This is a genomic window from Paenibacillus sp. FSL F4-0243, from assembly GCF_037963295.1.
Classification (GTDB): Bacteria; Bacillota; Bacilli; order Paenibacillales; family Paenibacillaceae; genus Paenibacillus_AQ.
The window spans coordinates 3,559,688-3,576,403 of record NZ_CP150151.1; the positions used below are offsets into that span (position 1 = coordinate 3,559,688).

Genomic DNA, 16,716 nt, shown 5'->3' on the forward strand with positions numbered 1-16,716 from the left:
TGTAAGGAGTGAAAATATGGCTATAGACCGCAAAAATATTGAGGATATTGTACGGGCAGTTGGGGGCAAGGAAAATATAGAAGTTGCGACACATTGTGTAACCCGGCTGAGATTCTCGCTGTATGATGAGAGCAAGGTGGATTCGGAAGCCTTGGACCGCAACGAACTAGTAAAGGGACAATTTTCTAGCCAGGGGCAGTTTCAGATCGTTATCGGACCGGGAACTGTAGATAAAGTATACGATGAAATGATTCAGATCACTGGCGGTTCTCGTTCTTCCAAAGATGAAGTGAAATCCGCTGCTGCCCGAAAACAGAATCCGCTGCAGCGTGCGATCAAGACGCTAGCTGATATATTTATTCCTATTCTACCGGCTATCGTAACCGCAGGTTTGCTGCTTGGGATCAATAATATTTTGACCGGGCCTGGTATCTTCTTTGATAATCAGTCGCTGGTGGATGTCTATCCCGCATGGAAAGACATTGCTGCGATTATTAATACGATTGCCAGCACAGCTTTTACCTTTTTACCAGCACTTATCGGTTGGGCAGCTGTTACACGTTTCGGCGGCAGTCCTCTGCTCGGGATCGTTTTGGGTCTCATTCTCGTGCACCCGGATCTATTAAGTGCCTATAACTATGCAAGTGCTTCCACTGAGGGTACTGTTCCAACCTGGAATTTGTTCGGCTGGCATTTGGAGAAGATCGGTTATCAGGGACAAGTATTGCCAGTACTGGTTTCGGCCTACATTCTAGCAAGGCTGGAGAAGTTCCTCAACCGCCGGGTGCATGATTCCATTAAACTGCTGGTTGTTGCGCCAGTGACTCTACTGATTACCGGTTTTCTGGCCTTCACCATTATCGGTCCGGTTACGTTTGGCATTGCCAATGCCATCACCTCCGGCCTGATCTTTGTATTTGATCATTTTGCGCTTCTTGGTGGCTTGATTTATGGCGGATTCTATGCGCTTCTGGTCATCACTGGTATGCATCATACCTTTTTGGCGGTTGATGTGCAGCTCATCGGCAGCGAGGGCGGCACTTTCCTCTGGCCGATGTTAGCGTTATCCAATATTGCACAAGGTGCCGCGGCACTGGCAATGATGTTCGTAGTCAGAGAACAGAAGGCAAAAGGCTTGGCGGCTACATCTTCCGTCTCTGCATTCCTCGGTGTGACGGAGCCGGCGATCTTCGGAGTGAATATCCGCTATCGTTATCCTTTCATCTTCGGGATGATCGGCTCAGGGATTGCCGGTATGCTTCTTACCGTTAATCAGGTTCGCGCTTCTTCCATTGGCGTAGGCGGGATTCCCGGCTTCCTTTCGATATTCCCGAACCAGTGGGGCGTGTTCTTCATTGGTATGCTTATTGTTCTCATTGTGCCATTTGTCTCCACTGTACTCTACGGCCGTTCTGTGGTTGGGCGTTCCGAAAAGAACTCAGCTACAAAGGCTACTAGTACTGTGAGCGAGACAGACAATTTGAACAGCCGCCCTACAGTTCAAGAGTCACAGGACTCCGTGAATATTCTGGAGCTTATCTCTCCGCTCAGTGGAACTGCAGTATCTCTAGAACAGGTGCCTGATCCTGCCTTTGCAGAGAAGCAGATGGGCGAAGGCATTGCAATCGAACCTTCTGAGGGTAAAGTATATGCACCCTTTGATGCTACAGTAGCTCATGTGATCAAGAGCAAACATGCGCTTATATTGGAGCATGCCAGTGGTGTACAAGTACTCATCCACGTTGGGATTAATACGGTGTCGCTTAAAGGCAGTGGTTTTACCACCCATAAGAATATTGGCGACAAGGTGCAGGCAGGCGAGCTTCTGCTAGAATTTGATATGGAAGCTATCCGCGCAGCAGGTTACCCTTTGATTACTCCTATCATCATTCCTGCAGGTCAGGATATGGTGGAGAAGATTGAGGAGAAGACTGGACCAGCTGCAGCTAGACAATCTAGCATCTTGACTATTCATCTCAAGGGTTGATACAGGCTATATTGGCAAAGACTTTATATTACAGAAAGACAGCCCCTGGGGGCTGTTTTTCTGTAAATATAAGAATTCATATGTTCCACGCTATAAATTTCCCTCCAATTGAATCGATGCTTCCATAGGCATGACGTGATACAATAAAGGGCGGTGATCAAAATTGAGAGAAAATAAATATTTGCAAATTTATAATGAGTACAGCAACCAAATTCTTTCTGGACAACTGCTGCCGGGAACCAAACTGCCCTCTGAAAGTGAACTTGCTGAAGCTTACAGCACTTCACGAGAGACCGTTCGCAAAGCGCTGAACCTGCTGTTCCGTGAAGGATACATTCACAAAATTAAGGGCAGAGGCTCCTTTGTGCTTGATATGACGAGAATGGATTTCCCCGTTACCGGTCTGATTTCATTTAAAGAGATGGCCGATACATTGGGTACTGCCTCGCGGACACTGGTAGAGCGGACGATAAGTGAGCCGGCAGGCTCCGCGCTCGCCAGACACCTACAGATTCCGCCTGAAACTCTGGTTTGGAAAGTTATTCGTGCCAGAGAGATTGAAGGCGATCGGATCATTTTGGATAAGGATTATTTCCGGGCGGATATTGTTCCATTCCTAAGCGAGGAAATTGCGGAAGGCTCACTCTATGATTATCTGGAGCAGGAGTTGGGTCTTAAAATTAGTTATGCGAAGAAGCTGATATCCGTTGAGCCTTCTACTGAGGAGGATCATAGACTGCTTGATTTGAAGAGTTACACGCATATTGTAGTAGTACGAAACTATGTTTATTTGGAGAACACGGTGCTTTTCCAATATACCGAGTCCAGGCATCGACTGGATAAATTTCAGTTCGTTGATTTTGCTCGAAGAGTGAAACGTTAAGCTAAGCTTAAAGAGGGGTGTCCCAGTTTGGGATACGCCTTTTTTTCGCGTCAGATGGTGTTATTGGTGTGAATTATTGAAATTTGAATAGTTGAGCGTGTCAAAGTTGACTGGAAATCTGTGCACTGCATTCCTTCAATATTTTACTTACCGCACGGTCTCTCTTTCGGTTCAATCGTGCAGCAGGGCCGGATATAGCCAATGCAGCGATCACTTTACCATTATAAAATATAGGTGCAGCAACGCAGCGTAAACCCACTTCTGTTTCTTCATCATCAATGGCGTATCCTTGTTGACGGATTACATTAAGATGCTCTTTTAATAAATGGTTGTCGTCAAAAGTTTGCTTTGTTGCTTTGTACTGGGTAAGATGTGTAAGCATTTCTTTTAGTTGTTCATCACTTAGATGCGCCAGGATTACTTTTCCAAAGGCACTGAGATGGGCATAAGCAGAATCACCTACGTGTGTATGGCTACGGATGGCATGATTGCTCTCCACCACTTGTACTGTCATGACTTTCATACCATCTAAAATCCCAATATATGCGGTTTCGCCAAGTTCATTCGCTAATTGATGCAGGGATGGAACAACTAACCAATTAAGTCGAGTGTTAGCAGATGATGAATGGTGCCCCTTTAATTCAGAAGCTTTGTACGTGTGACCTTCTTTTTGAATAAAACCTGTCAATTCCAGCGTATAAAGCAGACGAAAAGTTGTTGACTTATTAAGGTTAAACCGGTGCATAATCTCAGTCAATCTCATGGGTTCACCTTGCTGCAGAGCGTCTAGAATGAGTAGACCTTTTTTTAGGGTTGCAACCTCATATTGATCCATTGATTCACCTCAAAACTATAATTGAATTATTGGTATACAAATAAAAACATTCAATTCCATTTTAGCTTATATAAAGTAACATTATACTGGTTAGGTCTTTCGCCAGAGAACCTCAACGCATTATAATGAATTTGTCTGTTCTACAAAGGGTTTATTTGGGAAACATAAAGATTACATCGAAAGTGGCTATTGGAACTATTATGAATGAAAATGAGAGGGATTGAGCTTTGCGCCTAACCCTCTCATTTATATTAAAGTAGTTATGGTTATGGTCATGACCATAACCATGACACTTATTCGCCTTTTAAAAACAGGTGAATGCCCTCAACTGCATAAGCATGATCTAACTCGCCGGTCAACCCCCCGACTGTTACGGACCCGACAACGCCAACACCTTTGACACGAATGGGAATAGAACCACCCACTGCTTGATACTCTGACGTGGAAAGCAGGGAGTGTTCTGCATGAGAAGCACCACTTTGGATAAAGCGTTGCTCAATGTAGGCAGAACTTCGGTTATAATGATCAACGATCCGTTTTTTGCGAAATAACCATTCGTAGTTTTCTTCCGAAGTACCATCCATTAGATGCGTAAACACGGGAACTCGGTTACGTTCAATATGCACGGCCACCGCTACTTTGTTATCTTGGGCACTCTGCACAATCCGGTTGCCAATAGCGAGTGCATCTTGATGGCTAAAACTTGTGAATTCCAATTCCTTCTCTAATAGGTCTAATGCTTTTAAATCCATTTATCCTCTCTCCTCAACATAAAGATTCTGTTTCTTATCCATTTTGTAGTTTATAGCTGCGAGTAAAAAAGCCAATCCAGCCATAATTGAACCGATCCAAGCCGTATCCATAATATACAAATGGTCTACTGCAAGCCCACCTAATGTAGAACCAGCAGCTATCCCAATATTAAATGCAGAGATGTTTAATGCAGAAGCGACATCCTTAGCAGAAGGTACCAGCTTTTCTGCAAGCATTAGAATGTAAGCCTGTACGCCGGAAGACATCATAAAAGCGAAGAAGCCCATTAATATAAGGGATAAAATGGTGAACGTCTTGTTGGGTAGCAGCCATATTTGCAACAGCAGAGCAATGCCCTGAAACAGGAATACAAATCGGAGCGACTTTACAGGATGTCCATTTGCTAATTTCCCCCCAATAATATTCCCAATTGCCACAGCAACTCCGTAAACCAACAGCAGCCATGAAATAGACGAGGCTGAATATCCGCTAATCTCTTTAAGGATAGGAGAGATATACGTAAATAAGGCGAAGGTTCCGCCGAAACCCAGTACTGTCATTAGCAGTGCAGCGATGATACGTGGGTTGGCAATCAGACTACCAACATCTCTAAGGCTCGGTGAGTGAATTGAACGCGGAATTTTTTCCACGGCAATAATAGTGACAAACAAAGCTATTAGTCCTAATACAGCAACCACCGCAAATGACATCCGCCATCCAAATTCCTGACCGATATATGTCCCAAGGGGAACACCTAGTATGGTAGCGACGGTTAACCCGGTGAACATGATGGAGATGGCGGTGCCTTTTTTGTTAGTAGGGACCATATCTGCGGCCACTGTAGCTGCAACAGCGAAAAACACACCATGTGCAACAGCTGTAATTATCCTTGCTAAGAGCAAAATGGAATAGGTAGAAGCTAATGCTGCCAGAGCGTTCCCTGCAGTGAATACGATCATGAGGAACAGTAGATATCCTTTTTTAGGAAATTTACCTGTAATAACAACGATAATCGGGGTTCCAATAGCAAGTGCAATTGCATACCCAGACACCAGAGTCCCAGCTTGCGTAACCGATATGCCAAGATCTGAAGCTACCTCTTGCAGAATACCAACAATAACAAATTCTGTTGTTCCAATGGCAAAAGCACTTAGTGCAAGTGACATTAGTGCTATTAGGATTTTTGAATTCATACTTTCACCTCCTTTATGTAGGTCAATATTAAGAGAGAACTTGAATAAGCTCAAATAAAGAGAGAAAGTTTCTATAAAAGAAACTTTCTCTCGGTGGATACAATGATATTACCAATTAGAGTATCGAATGGTGGTCTTTTTTATTGAACGAAGCGATTATAAAATTGTCATCGACCTCCAATGTCTAGAGTTATTTATGTGGTAAAATTAGGATAAGTGAATCTTGGGAGGCGAGTAAATTGAGTCTCGATCTTGTGATGATCATTTTTCTACTGTTCTTAAATATTCCAGTATATAAAGTATTGTTTCGCGTGTTCTTTGTGGATAATGATGATTATAACGAAACGATTAGACATACTTTTACACCTAACATCGTTTCATTATTCCGAGGAGAGTATTGGAAGGATAGAATGAATACGGCAAGACTTCAGTTTTTTATTATTCTTTGCGTTGGGATCGTTGTTTTAGAATACCTTGTTTTGAATAAAGTTATTGAAATTCTTGCATAAGCACCGCTCTATTATGGAAAACTTCTGTAGTGCGAATAAACTGCATGATTCCATTTTGGGAGGATAGCATTATGACAAATCAGGATCCGCAGGAGCTTCTTAAGAGTAAACACAAGCTAGATGAGCAGAAAAGGCAGTTCACAAATTTTGCCCGAAGTGCTTCCGGTCATGGTGAAGTAGAAGCAGGACAGGAATTCAGTAATGACCGAGTGCCTGACGATCAAAACCGCATGAAATCTGTTGAGAACAGACAAGATTGACGTTAAAAAAGCTATTAAATAAGCCGAACCTTTTCTGGATCGGCTTATTTAATAATTATTACGTTGTAAGGTGTTGTTTCAATAGGTATCGGATGCTAGAGTTTTCTTGCTTTAATTTCAGAAGTTACAGGAAGCATTTTTGCTTTTTTTGAAAAATCGCTTTTATCGTCCCGCGACTACATAAGTTATCATCAGATTGCTCAATCATTTGCTCAATGACAAATCCCACTTTAGTGAGTGCATTCACATAGGCTGATAATTTACTATCGGATCCGATTATGTTAGCGTACTTTCGTCAAGAGATACTGAATACCAAGATTCATCGAAATAACAATTTTTAAAAACTAGATTTTCATTTTCTGTATAGACACACAGGCTCCGTTAAACGCATTTATGTTTCCAATTTCAATAGCAATGATGTCAACGGAGTAACAGGTGCGGTGATAGTAGTCATCCCTGTAGGCGTGAATCCTCCGGGGTAGCCATAAACCCGTTAACCAATCGTATTTATGTTGCTAATTTGAACAGCGACAACGTATCCGTTATCGACGGAGCGACCAACACTGTGGTGACTACCATTATTCCCGCCGGCGGTTCTCCTTTTCCAACGGAGATAGGTGTGAATTCCTTAAACAATTCTATTTATGTAGCTGAATTAGGCATCTTCTTTTTACTCTTTAAGAAGCGTGAGAAGTTACCGTTGTATGTAATAGTGCGATGGTGGCAGAAGGGCTGTTCTTACTAACTATGTGTATGGGGGGAGATAGGGTGTGAGCTTGTAGATTTTCAAGGTATTGTGAATGGACTAGTGTATTCGATAATCTGAAAAATGAGCTACTTCCCATAAATCTCATAGGCGGCTGGTTCTTTCATCCGTCGCACCGCCAGTTTTAAGATCGAGGGACAAGAACATAGTCCCTTTAAAAGTCGCTAAAACGGCAGCTTATTTTGCCTAACCGTATATACACAGTTTCTTCCTCCCGCTAAAATGTACTCCCCTCGTTCAATATGAACATTATTTCCTAGAACAGTTTTAAATAGATGCAACTCATTCTTGCATAACCCGGTACACACAGCAGCAGCTTCACAGATCGGGCAATGTTTCTCAATGAATAAGAGACTGCCATCTTCCTGCTCCTTAACCTCGGCCATATAACCTTCATTTGTTCGAATCTCGGCCAGCTTCTCCAGTTTCTCTCTAACGTCTGTTGTATCACCAAGATGCTGAAGATATTGTTCTTGCATATTCTTATTTCGAACAGCCAGCAGCTTGTCCAGCCCCTCATTTCCGAAAGCTTCTTTCATGGAATTGATCAAACTGATGGATAAATCCGAATATCCGCTTGGAAAAAACCGATCAGCCGCGGGAGTTAAGATCCATAGCTTGGTCGGTCGACCCATGGGACGGGACTCTTCTTTGTTAGTTACCAACCCTTCTTCTTTCAGCGCATTCAAATGTTGACGAATAGCCATTCCAGATAGCGAAAACTGGGAGGAGAGTGCCATAACATCCATTCCCCCTTGCTGCTTTAACAGATCAATGATCGCTCTTCGGGTTTTGGTTGAGACATCCTTTTTGGTTTGATTTCGGCTCAAGGTGCACCTCCTTTTGAAGCAACTAAATCTACATCACAGACTACATTTTAAACAAAAATGTTGACAAAGTCAAAGCTGAACTGTAGCTTAGACATTATAAACAAAAATGTTTACTAAGTGTCCGGATACGATGTATACATACGGCCTTAGCATGTATGGCTGGATATTAAGTACGTATCTGCTTGTGTAGATTATCGGGACTCTGGTCGTCGGTCGAATCATAGATAGATGAGGACCTGCAGTACCGTACACTATCGCACTTCTTTTGTTTATCGTTGGGCTGATCGCTACCGCAACATCAGACGATACGTATACCAAGATAGGAACCGGTATCCAATCTTTAGGTTTGAAAAACAAATAACCGAAGGAGGAGTTCACAATGATCATCGAGGTCAGTGATAAGGCATCAGAAAAAATCACCGAAATCTTATTAAGTGCAAATATCCGAAATCCATTCCTTAGAGTGGGTGTTGATGAAGGGGGATGCAGTGGATTATCCTACACCCTAATCGTAGATGAACAGCAGGCAGAAGAGGACATTGTATTAAATAAAAAGGATTTTAGTATATTGGTTCACCCGAATAGTATTCCATATATTGACGGGCTTGAAATTGACTATGAAGAGAGTGGAATGGTAGGCGGATTCACTATGAATAACCCTAATGCAAAAGCTTCATGTGGATGCGGAGCCAGTTTCAGAATGGCCAATTATCGTGGCGAAATAAAAAAATGTGATTAAACAGCAGAAAGGAGAGAAGAGGAATGATATCATTTGCAGTTTCCGAAAAAGCATTGGATTCATTTAAGAATGAATGGAATTTGGAAGAGGGTCAATATGTAAGAATTTATGCAAAATATGCCGGTGGAGGCTCAGATGCTTTCACTGTTGGAATTAATGCAAGTGCTACACCGATCGATCCAGCATGGGTTCAATCCATTGGTGGATTTCATTTCTTTGTTGAAAACACTGATGTTTGGATTTTACAGGATGAACTTCTTCAAATTGATTGTAATGAAGACGGCATATTTTCAACCAAAATCTCCTGAGCATCTTCTTGGGTGCAATGTACAGTAGAATATCTACTACACTTCTAGCAATTTTGCACACTATTGTCTATACTATTTTTAATAAATATCAGAATTCGATCTGATTTTAAAAGAAGCATGGTGCTAGGAAGCAGGTGCAGAACATTGATAAATTTGGACAAATTAGCAAAGGCATTTACTAAAGGTGTCTATGATATAGAAGATAGAAGCAGATTAGTCATCCAGCCCAAAAGTTTATTAAGTGAATTTACCACCGTTAAGCATGGATTTCTGTTTATCATTCGCGGGGGAGCCAGAATACGTGTGAATGGAACCGTATATGAATTACGGCCAGGGTCAGTTTTTCATGCGGCTCCAGGTATGCAAATGGATTCGCAGGTTATAGGACAATCAGAGCTTGAGTATTACTCCCTTTTTTATAAATTGGATATGCCAGAAGAAATGAATTGTACTACCGAATTTGACTCTCATTTCAAGCTGGAGCCAGGAGCCAATCTAAAAATTATTGAATTACTAATCATGCTTCATCAGAATACTCATCCATCCGGAGAGATTGGAAAGCTGCGTATCAAAGAGCTGTTCTTAAGCCTAATGCATCAGGTTCTGATTGCTTGCAGTTACAGAGAGAACGACAGTTCACCGAATCAAAGGATGGTAGACGAAGCTCTTACATACATTAAACTCCATTATATGAATTCACTTACACTCGGTGAGTTAGCGGAACGGCATGCAATGAGTACGAACCGCTTCTCATACTTCTTTCACAAATACACGGGGCTGCGCCCAATCGACTATGTCGTTAATTATCGTATGGAACGAGCTTGTGACTTACTCAAAGCAGGCAATTTTCCTATCCACGAGATTGCAGACCGTGTCGGTTATGATAATCCGCTGTATTTCAGCCGATTATTTAAAAAGAAATTCGGTGTTTCTCCCTCTACCTATAGATAATTAGATTATGTACATATTGAGTTTCTTATACTTGAATTAAGTCTGCAGCTACTGGTGATGAACCAGAAGTGCAGACTTTTTTATTTAGATTAAATAATGATGCATGTAGAATTTAAGATTTGTACATTTGAATTCATTTAAATTTTTGATAAACTCACCCTTGTAACTGAGAATCATTATCAGTAAATTGATTATAAATGAAAGGCTGGTAGATATGACAGGAAACAGACAATTATGTATTGGGTTGTCCTTAAATGCAACCTGGATGAAAGGAGACGGCTGGCGGCACCCGGATAGCGGAGTCGAAAAGATGGGGTCTATCGAATATTATATTGATTTGGCAAAAATGGCGGAGAATTCTAAGCTCGATTTTCTATTCAGGGCTGATTATCTGTATGTTAGCCCGCAGATGTTAGGGGATTCCTCTAATTTCGGCAGCCCGGACCCTGCATTGTTTTTTGCAGCGATAGCCCGTGAAACCGAACGGATCGGACTAGTGACGACGATTTCTACCACTTTTAATCCGCCTTATGTTGTAGCAAGACAGCTTCAGTCTTTACACTGGCTGAGCAATGGACGTGCTGGCTGGAATATTGTCACATCTATTGAAGGCGCCGATAATTTCAGCGATTCACCTATGCCTTCACCGGAAGAGAGATATGCCAAGGCAAAAGAGTTCACGGATGTTGTATGCAAGCTGTGGGAGAGTTTTCCGAATGAAGCGATTGTTATCGACCGTCAGTCGGGTATGTTCTCGGATAAGGATAAAGTAACTGCTATAAATCATTCCGGTGAATTTTTCAGTGTAAAAGGACCGCTTACTTTGCCTGCTCACAGGTCAGGAACGCCTCCGCTATTTCAAGCCGGCGCTTCGGATATTGGACGGAATTTCGCTTCTTCCATTGCAGATGCTATTTTTGCAGCATTGCCGGATATCGAATCAGGAGTGGAGCTAAGAAATGATCTGAGAAAAAGAGCGGCAGAGCAGGGACGTGATCCGGATGCCATCAGAGTTTTGCCGGGCTTATATTTTTTCCTGGCTGATACGCGTGAAGAAGCGCTTGAATTACATAAGACCGCACATGCGAATTTAAGTCTTGAGCGCAGACATGCTTCGCTTAAATCGGTGTTAGGTCTTGATTTAACCGGTTATTCCATAGATAGGCGCGTAACTGCCGATATGTTACCCGATCCAAATCAGGCCGTCCGCAGTCGGACACATGCCGAACTATTGCGGCGGTATATTATCAAAAACCAGCCTACAGTGAAAGAGATCCTGGACAGGCCGGAGGTTGTCGGATCTGCTCATTGGGTATCTGTCGGGACAGTCGAGGATGTACTGAACGATATTATTGAGCGGTTTGAAGCGGGGGCTATGGATGGCTTCATCGCCTTGCCGGGCGGTTCAGAACAATCTATAGAACTGTTTTTTGAGAAGCTGGTACCGAAGCTGGTTGAGAGAGGCTTGTTTCGAAGTGAATATACGGGGTGCACTTTTCGTGAGCATCTAGGGATATAAAAAAAGAGAGTTGAGGCGATTGAACGATGCATGAAGAGGAAATGTTTGATGTTACGATTATTGGCGGCGGTCCGGCCGGATTATTTGCTGCATTTTATAGTGGACTCCGCGAAATGAAGACCAAAATCATTGAATTTCAGCCTGTACTTGGCGGTAAGGTGCATGTCTATCCGGAAAAGATGATATGGGATGTGGGAGGCTTACAACCTATTCTTGGCTCGCAGCTTATTGAACAAATGGTTGCGCAAGGGATGACGTTCCAGCCGGATGTTGCTTTTAATGAAAAGGTCACATCCATCTCGAAAGATGAAGCAGGTTACTTTATATTGCACACGGCCGCAAACCGGAAGCATTTCACTAGAACTGTAATATTGGCCATTGGAGGAGGCATTCTGAAGCCGATCAAGCTTGAAATCGAGGGTGCCGAAAGATTTGAAATCACAAATTTGCATTATACGGTGAAGTCACTTGCCCGCTTCAAAGAGAAGTCTATTCTAATATCGGGTGGCGGACATTCTGCTGTTGACTGGGCGAACGAACTGGCCCCGATTGCCAAAAAGGTGTATTTAACGTACCGGAAAGAGAACTTAAAGGGGCATGAAGCAGATATTTCACGCTTGGCGAACAATGGCGTAGTGTGCTTATTAAATACTTCAATCGAAAAATTGATTGCCACACCGGATCACGAAAGAATAGGGACAGTACTGCTAAAAAGCAATGACAACGGAGAAGCATTTGAGCTGTCCGTTGATGAGGTCATCATTAATCACGGCTATGAACGCGACAAGGAACTACTGGTGAACAGTGAAATTAAAATTGATCTGTGGGAACATCGGATTTCAGGATCAGCAATGAGCGGGACATCCGTGCCGGGTATTTATGCGGCAGGTGATGTTCTGCATCATGAAGGTAAGCTGCACCTGATAGCGGGAGCGTTCCAGGATTCTGCCAATGCAGTAAACCAGGCCAAACAATACATCACGCCAGAGGCAAATTCGACCGGGATGGTGTCTTCGCACAATGACCTGTTCATACAGAAAAACCGTGATTTAATGAAGCATTTATACAGATAGTAATGATAACAACTCAAGGGGGAGCCAAATGAATAGACTATTTGGATGGATTGCATCCTTAATTATAATAGCAGGATTACTGGCTGGATGTTCCGAAACTTCAGTCACAACTGCACCTGAAGTCGGCAAGATCGAGGAAGCGGGATGGCCAAGAACAATTGCAGATGCCAGCGACAATGGAGTGGTGCTCAAGACACGACCTGAGCGGATAGCGGTTCTTCATCCTTTGTATTTAGATTACTTTTTTGCTCTAGATACGCCTCCAATCGCATCAACTAATGCAGCAGAAGCAATGAAAGATTTCGCTACTTTACAGCCTTATGCCGGAACTGCTGAGATTATTGATTTGGGCAATAGCAATGCGAATCTGGAAATGATCATGGATGCAAAGCCTGATGTGATTGTAACCTTCAAGGGTTCTGTTGATAGCAATTATGATGAGTTGAATAAGATTGCACCTGTCATCTTAATTGACTACACCGATACCTGGGAAAAAACGACAATGCTGTGTGCTCAGATTGTTGGAAAAGAGACGTTAGCAGAACAAGCCATTAAGGAAACACAAGAAATGATAGCCAATACGAAAAAAAAGTTAAATAGTCTTGAAGATAAGACCTTTGCCTTGCTACGGGTCGATGGAAAAGCCAATTTTAATGCTCAAGGCTCTAAAAACACAATGTACTACAATCAAACAATGGGCTTTGGGTTGTTGCCACCAAATGGATATCCCGAAGAGGGTGGGGCGCTTTCTCTGGAGGGTCTATACAGCATGAATCCCGATTATATTATTATCCAGCATGATAAGGATATCGCAAAGGCGGCCATCAAGGAGAAGGAAACTTCAAAAGCGTGGAACTCACTGGAAGCAGTAAAAAACAATCATGTTCTTATCTTTGATAATTCACTAAACAGCGCAAGTATCCTGGCTGTCCGTTTGGCTGCAGATCATTTCCTGCAATTGGGGGCTGAACAATAATTTATTATACAAAAATCCGATTGACGCTGCTGGGCGCAATCGGATTTTTGTTATTTAGATAAATATCTTGTCCTGTTGTTTAGTGAAAATAAAGTATTAGACTGCAGCTGTTGTCGTTCCAATAACGTTCCCTGTTAGCATAATCACCTTAAGTGACAAGGTCATCTTAGCGTCTGGTAAACGAGGCCTATGGCTCCAGAATCAAAGGTCTTGTTTTCGATTAGCTTAAGATTGATCTTCTCCTTGAGACCTTGGAATAACGGCAATCCCTTACCGATCAAAACGGGAGAAACCGTAATTTTATACTCATCAATTAAATTAAGCTCCATGAGGTGGTGTGCGAACCTAGGACTGCCGAGGATGACCATATCCTTGCCTGGCTGCTGTTTGAGGTTATTGATCTCTTTCTCGACATCTTCTTTCACGAGTCTGGAATTATTCCATTCGACTTTCTCCAGCGTCGTGGAAAAAACGATTTTGGCTGTCTTTTCGATCCACTCGGCATGATTCCGTTCATGCTGCGAAGCTGATGGGTTCGAAGGCACAGATGGCCAGTAACTATGCATCATCTGATAAGTCCCACGTCCCCAAAGGACAGTGTCGGCAGTACTCAGAATTTCTTTCGCATGTTTCTCCAAATCAGCATCGTAGGAAACCCAACCAATGTCCATTTCACCATTCGGCCCTTCTACAAAACCGTCAAGCGATGTGTGAAGAAATAGAACGAGTTTTCTCATTTTCAGTTCTCCTTTGTTCATGAGGGATATTTACATTATACATTACTACATTTTAGCAGTTTTCTTCAGTCTAGACCTTTATTATCTTTAGACAACTGTTATTGATAATGGTTATCATTTATGATGATCATTAGACAGATAACGGAGGGGTAGTCATTATGCACATAAACAATCAAATATTTCTTTGGGATCAAGCGACCGTCAAGTTATTGGATGTACGCCAAATTGAAATGGTTCAAAGCGAAATTCTTCAAAAATATAAGATTCCTGCCAGTATATTTTTACTTTCGGTACATGGGAGCGCTCAAGTTCAGTTAGATCAGGCCGAATTTTCTTTTACAGGATTTCAAATCCTCCATAGCGGGAAAGGGGCGACCCTCAATATTGTTCCGACAAGCAAGAAATTTGTTTACTATATCATTTACTACCGTGCATGGATTCATGAAGAGGATCCCTTCCAAATACAATATTGTTTTTCCCCTAATGCACCTATTTTACTTTATAACAAATTTCAAATGATGCATCAAAAATGGAACAGGCAAGAAGAGAGACTCCATGTTAAATCACTGTTTTATCAATTCATTGATCAGGTTTTAAAAGAATTACATAAAAAAGAGAATGAGGTGAAACAAACAAGTGTTGCAGTTCAAGTAATCACCTATATCCAGGAATACTATGCGGAGCCAATTACATTAGATTCTCTTGCGGAAGTATTTAATTTCAGTGCTTATCATTTGTCATCATTGTTTAAAGAGTACACAGGTATGAGTCCGATTGATTACTTAATTCGTTTTCGGCTTGAACGTGCAACAGAGCTTTTAATGACAACAGAGGCTTCTGTCGGGGAAATTGCAGCAAGCGTTGGTTATAAAGACGTTTATTATTTCAGCCGAATTTTTAAGAAAAGAAAAGGTGTATCCCCAGCACATTTTAGAACAAGAGAGATACAGGCACATAAAGTTGCTGAAAGTCCATCAAACTTCCCCACATCCTCTATTTTTGAACACATCGTTCAACAGTATATTAATAATGATAATCATTATCACAATACGGAAAAAGGGGAATTACATATGTTTAAAATGACAAAATCTCAGACGACGGCAGCTTTGCTGCTTTGCGGTTCTCTATTATTAGGCGCTTGCTCAAGCGGGACGGGCACAGTTGCGAAGGAGCAGAGTACTGGGAATGGAACCGAAAATCAAACTGCATTAGAAGAAAGTTCGAAGACTCGAATAGTATCAACGCCAAAGGGAGATGTGGAAGTACCTGCAGAGCCGAAAAGAGTAGCGGCTGACCAATATATGGGGCATTTATTGATATTAGGAATTGTTCCAATCGGTGCAAGAACATTTATGCTGGATGAAGGCTGGATGGAGAAGGCGGACATTCCGAAAGAAACGATCGAGAAAATTGAAGATCTGGGGGATTTTCCTTTAAACCTGGAAAAATTAACGATGCTAGATCCCGACTTAATTATCGGTTCAATCGATGAGAACATAGAACAATATGAGAAGATTGGAACGACTGTTTTTCTGCCTTATTGGGAGGGGTTATCAACCGCAGGGCCGCTTGATAAATTCAGGGGTGTAAGCAAGATATTCGGAAAAGAAAAAGAAGCAGAAGAATGGATTGCGCAATACGAACAGAAAGTAGCTGAAGCAAAGTCGAAACTCACCGGTGTTATCAAGAAAGGGGAAACCGTTTCGGTTGTTTCATTTTCAGAAAAAGCGGTATACGTCTTAGCTGCAAAGGGAGGAAACTATGGTTCTTCCACTATATACAATATGCTGCAGCTGCCTCCAACAGAAAGTGCAAAAAATATGGCGGAGGGGTTTGAATCGATTTCACTTGAAGTGCTCCCAGAATACTTAGGAGATTATGTTTTTGTTTATAATGGCGATGCTGATGCAACAAATAAAGCAATGGAAAGTAACATATGGAAAGGCATCCCTGCAGTGAAAAATGGCAAAGTTTATTTGTATGGTGATAACTATCATGATGAATTCGTAATGGAGGACCCTTTTTCATTAGAGCTTCAGCTGGATACGATTGTGAATTTATTACTTGGCACTACTAAATAATTTAATAGATACGGTACATCTGCACGAAACGGAATTCACCTCCTGAATAAATAAAAAAAACGCTCCGTTTGGACTGTGGATCAGGCCGTTCCTGATAGGAAGTGGAGGAACTCCGAGAGTGAGGTTGTCCGGTACCACATAAGGCTTTGTACTATGAGCAAGTGCCTTGGTCGACCTCATCCACATAATAATTCCAAGCGCAGCATTCAAAAGAGGATTTATATCAATGGATATTAATGACATTGACATCTATAGGTTTTTCTAAAATAATAGAATGTAATTGAATACTGGTACCTTTAATTCAGTCCAGAGAGGC

17 protein-coding genes and 1 pseudogene are annotated in these 16,716 nt (G+C 42.1%); 12 read left to right on the forward strand and 6 right to left on the reverse strand.

The window, feature by feature from the left end; all coding sequences use genetic code 11:
* Positions 1-16 precede the first annotated feature (16 nt).
* Positions 17-1,987, forward strand: a complete 1,971-nt coding sequence (gene treP, locus NSS87_RS15715) for a PTS system trehalose-specific EIIBC component (protein ID WP_339241082.1) — start codon at positions 17-19, stop codon at positions 1,985-1,987.
* 163 nt (positions 1,988-2,150) lie between these two features.
* Positions 2,151-2,870, forward strand: coding sequence for a trehalose operon repressor (gene treR, locus NSS87_RS15720; RefSeq protein ID WP_042188406.1), 720 nt, complete (start codon positions 2,151-2,153; stop codon positions 2,868-2,870).
* 100 nt (positions 2,871-2,970) lie between these two features.
* On the opposite strand, the gene NSS87_RS15725 is transcribed toward treR, so the two are convergent.
* From NSS87_RS15725 to NSS87_RS15735, 3 genes are all read right to left on the reverse strand, one after another.
* Positions 2,971-3,705, reverse strand: coding sequence for an IclR family transcriptional regulator (locus tag NSS87_RS15725; protein ID WP_339241086.1), 735 nt, complete (start codon positions 3,703-3,705; stop codon positions 2,971-2,973).
* A gap of 293 nt (positions 3,706-3,998) precedes the next feature.
* Positions 3,999-4,457, reverse strand: a complete 459-nt coding sequence (locus NSS87_RS15730) for a heme-binding protein (protein ID WP_339241089.1) — start codon at positions 4,455-4,457, stop codon at positions 3,999-4,001.
* Positions 4,458-5,651, reverse strand: coding sequence for an MFS transporter (locus NSS87_RS15735; RefSeq protein ID WP_339241091.1), 1,194 nt, complete (start codon positions 5,649-5,651; stop codon positions 4,458-4,460).
* Positions 5,652-5,890: 239 nt separating this feature from the next.
* On the opposite strand from NSS87_RS15735, the gene NSS87_RS15740 reads away from it, so the two are divergent.
* Together NSS87_RS15740 and NSS87_RS15745 are read left to right on the forward strand one after the other, a co-directional pair.
* A complete protein-coding gene (locus NSS87_RS15740) occupies positions 5,891-6,160 on the forward strand; it encodes a hypothetical protein (protein WP_052404299.1) in 270 nt (89 codons plus the stop codon).
* Positions 6,161-6,231: 71 nt separating this feature from the next.
* The gene (locus tag NSS87_RS15745; protein ID WP_042188410.1) at positions 6,232-6,420 is read left to right on the forward strand and encodes a hypothetical protein; all 189 of its coding nucleotides are present in this window, start codon (positions 6,232-6,234) and stop codon (positions 6,418-6,420) included.
* A 95-nt stretch (positions 6,421-6,515) separates the two neighbouring features.
* Here NSS87_RS15745 and NSS87_RS15750 read toward each other — a convergent pair.
* A pseudogene (locus tag NSS87_RS15750) lies at positions 6,516-6,792 on the reverse strand (class I SAM-dependent methyltransferase); the annotation flags it as partial.
* 148 nt (positions 6,793-6,940) lie between these two features.
* Here NSS87_RS15750 and NSS87_RS15755 point away from each other — a divergent pair.
* The gene (locus tag NSS87_RS15755) at positions 6,941-7,165 is read left to right on the forward strand and encodes a hypothetical protein (protein WP_339241096.1); all 225 of its coding nucleotides are present in this window, start codon (positions 6,941-6,943) and stop codon (positions 7,163-7,165) included.
* Between the two features lie 185 nt (positions 7,166-7,350).
* On the opposite strand, the gene NSS87_RS15760 is transcribed toward NSS87_RS15755, so the two are convergent.
* Entirely contained in the window at positions 7,351-8,016 is a 666-nt protein-coding gene (locus NSS87_RS15760; protein WP_339241098.1) for a metalloregulator ArsR/SmtB family transcription factor, read from the reverse strand.
* A 382-nt stretch (positions 8,017-8,398) separates the two neighbouring features.
* Between NSS87_RS15760 and NSS87_RS15765 the strand changes: the two genes are divergently transcribed.
* The 6 genes from NSS87_RS15765 (at position 8,399) to NSS87_RS15790 (ending at position 13,582) form a co-directional block, all read left to right on the forward strand.
* The gene (locus tag NSS87_RS15765) at positions 8,399-8,755 is read left to right on the forward strand and encodes an iron-sulfur cluster assembly accessory protein (protein ID WP_339248582.1); all 357 of its coding nucleotides are present in this window, start codon (positions 8,399-8,401) and stop codon (positions 8,753-8,755) included.
* A 23-nt stretch (positions 8,756-8,778) separates the two neighbouring features.
* Positions 8,779-9,063, forward strand: a complete 285-nt coding sequence (locus tag NSS87_RS15770) for a Fe-S cluster assembly protein HesB (RefSeq protein WP_339241100.1) — start codon at positions 8,779-8,781, stop codon at positions 9,061-9,063.
* Between the two features lie 144 nt (positions 9,064-9,207).
* Positions 9,208-10,014, forward strand: coding sequence for an AraC family transcriptional regulator (locus tag NSS87_RS15775; protein WP_339241103.1), 807 nt, complete (start codon positions 9,208-9,210; stop codon positions 10,012-10,014).
* 214 nt (positions 10,015-10,228) lie between these two features.
* On the forward strand, positions 10,229-11,533 hold the full coding sequence (locus NSS87_RS15780) for an NtaA/DmoA family FMN-dependent monooxygenase (protein WP_339241105.1): 1,305 nt from the start codon (positions 10,229-10,231) through the stop codon (positions 11,531-11,533).
* A gap of 26 nt (positions 11,534-11,559) precedes the next feature.
* Positions 11,560-12,606, forward strand: a complete 1,047-nt coding sequence (locus NSS87_RS15785; protein WP_339241106.1) for an NAD(P)/FAD-dependent oxidoreductase — start codon at positions 11,560-11,562, stop codon at positions 12,604-12,606.
* Positions 12,607-12,634: 28 nt separating this feature from the next.
* The gene (locus NSS87_RS15790; RefSeq protein WP_339241109.1) at positions 12,635-13,582 is read left to right on the forward strand and encodes an ABC transporter substrate-binding protein; all 948 of its coding nucleotides are present in this window, start codon (positions 12,635-12,637) and stop codon (positions 13,580-13,582) included.
* A gap of 161 nt (positions 13,583-13,743) precedes the next feature.
* On the opposite strand, the gene NSS87_RS15795 is transcribed toward NSS87_RS15790, so the two are convergent.
* The gene (locus NSS87_RS15795) at positions 13,744-14,319 is read right to left on the reverse strand and encodes a dihydrofolate reductase family protein (RefSeq protein WP_339241111.1); all 576 of its coding nucleotides are present in this window, start codon (positions 14,317-14,319) and stop codon (positions 13,744-13,746) included.
* A 158-nt stretch (positions 14,320-14,477) separates the two neighbouring features.
* Here NSS87_RS15795 and NSS87_RS15800 point away from each other — a divergent pair, with 158 nt between their 5' ends.
* Positions 14,478-16,400, forward strand: coding sequence for an AraC family transcriptional regulator (locus NSS87_RS15800; protein WP_339241114.1), 1,923 nt, complete (start codon positions 14,478-14,480; stop codon positions 16,398-16,400).
* Positions 16,401-16,716: the final 316 nt, after the last annotated feature.

Bases quoted from the DNA above. Each gene is read 5' to 3' on its own strand.
- treP (WP_339241082.1), top strand. From the start codon at position 17: ATGGCTATAGACCGCAAAAATATTGAGGATATTGTACGGGCAGTTGGG.
- NSS87_RS15725 (WP_339241086.1), bottom strand. From the start codon at position 3,705: ATGGATCAATATGAGGTTGCAACCCTAAAAAAAGGTCTACTCATTCTA.
- NSS87_RS15730 (WP_339241089.1), bottom strand. From the start codon at position 4,457: ATGGATTTAAAAGCATTAGACCTATTAGAGAAGGAATTGGAATTCACA.
- NSS87_RS15735 (WP_339241091.1), bottom strand. From the start codon at position 5,651: ATGAATTCAAAAATCCTAATAGCACTAATGTCACTTGCACTAAGTGCT.
- NSS87_RS15745 (WP_042188410.1), top strand. From the start codon at position 6,232: ATGACAAATCAGGATCCGCAGGAGCTTCTTAAGAGTAAACACAAGCTA.
- NSS87_RS15770 (WP_339241100.1), top strand. From the start codon at position 8,779: ATGATATCATTTGCAGTTTCCGAAAAAGCATTGGATTCATTTAAGAAT.
- NSS87_RS15780 (WP_339241105.1), top strand. From the start codon at position 10,229: ATGACAGGAAACAGACAATTATGTATTGGGTTGTCCTTAAATGCAACC.
- NSS87_RS15785 (WP_339241106.1), top strand. From the start codon at position 11,560: ATGCATGAAGAGGAAATGTTTGATGTTACGATTATTGGCGGCGGTCCG.
- NSS87_RS15790 (WP_339241109.1), top strand. From the start codon at position 12,635: ATGAATAGACTATTTGGATGGATTGCATCCTTAATTATAATAGCAGGA.
- NSS87_RS15795 (WP_339241111.1), bottom strand. From the start codon at position 14,319: ATGAGAAAACTCGTTCTATTTCTTCACACATCGCTTGACGGTTTTGTA.
- NSS87_RS15800 (WP_339241114.1), top strand. From the start codon at position 14,478: ATGCACATAAACAATCAAATATTTCTTTGGGATCAAGCGACCGTCAAG.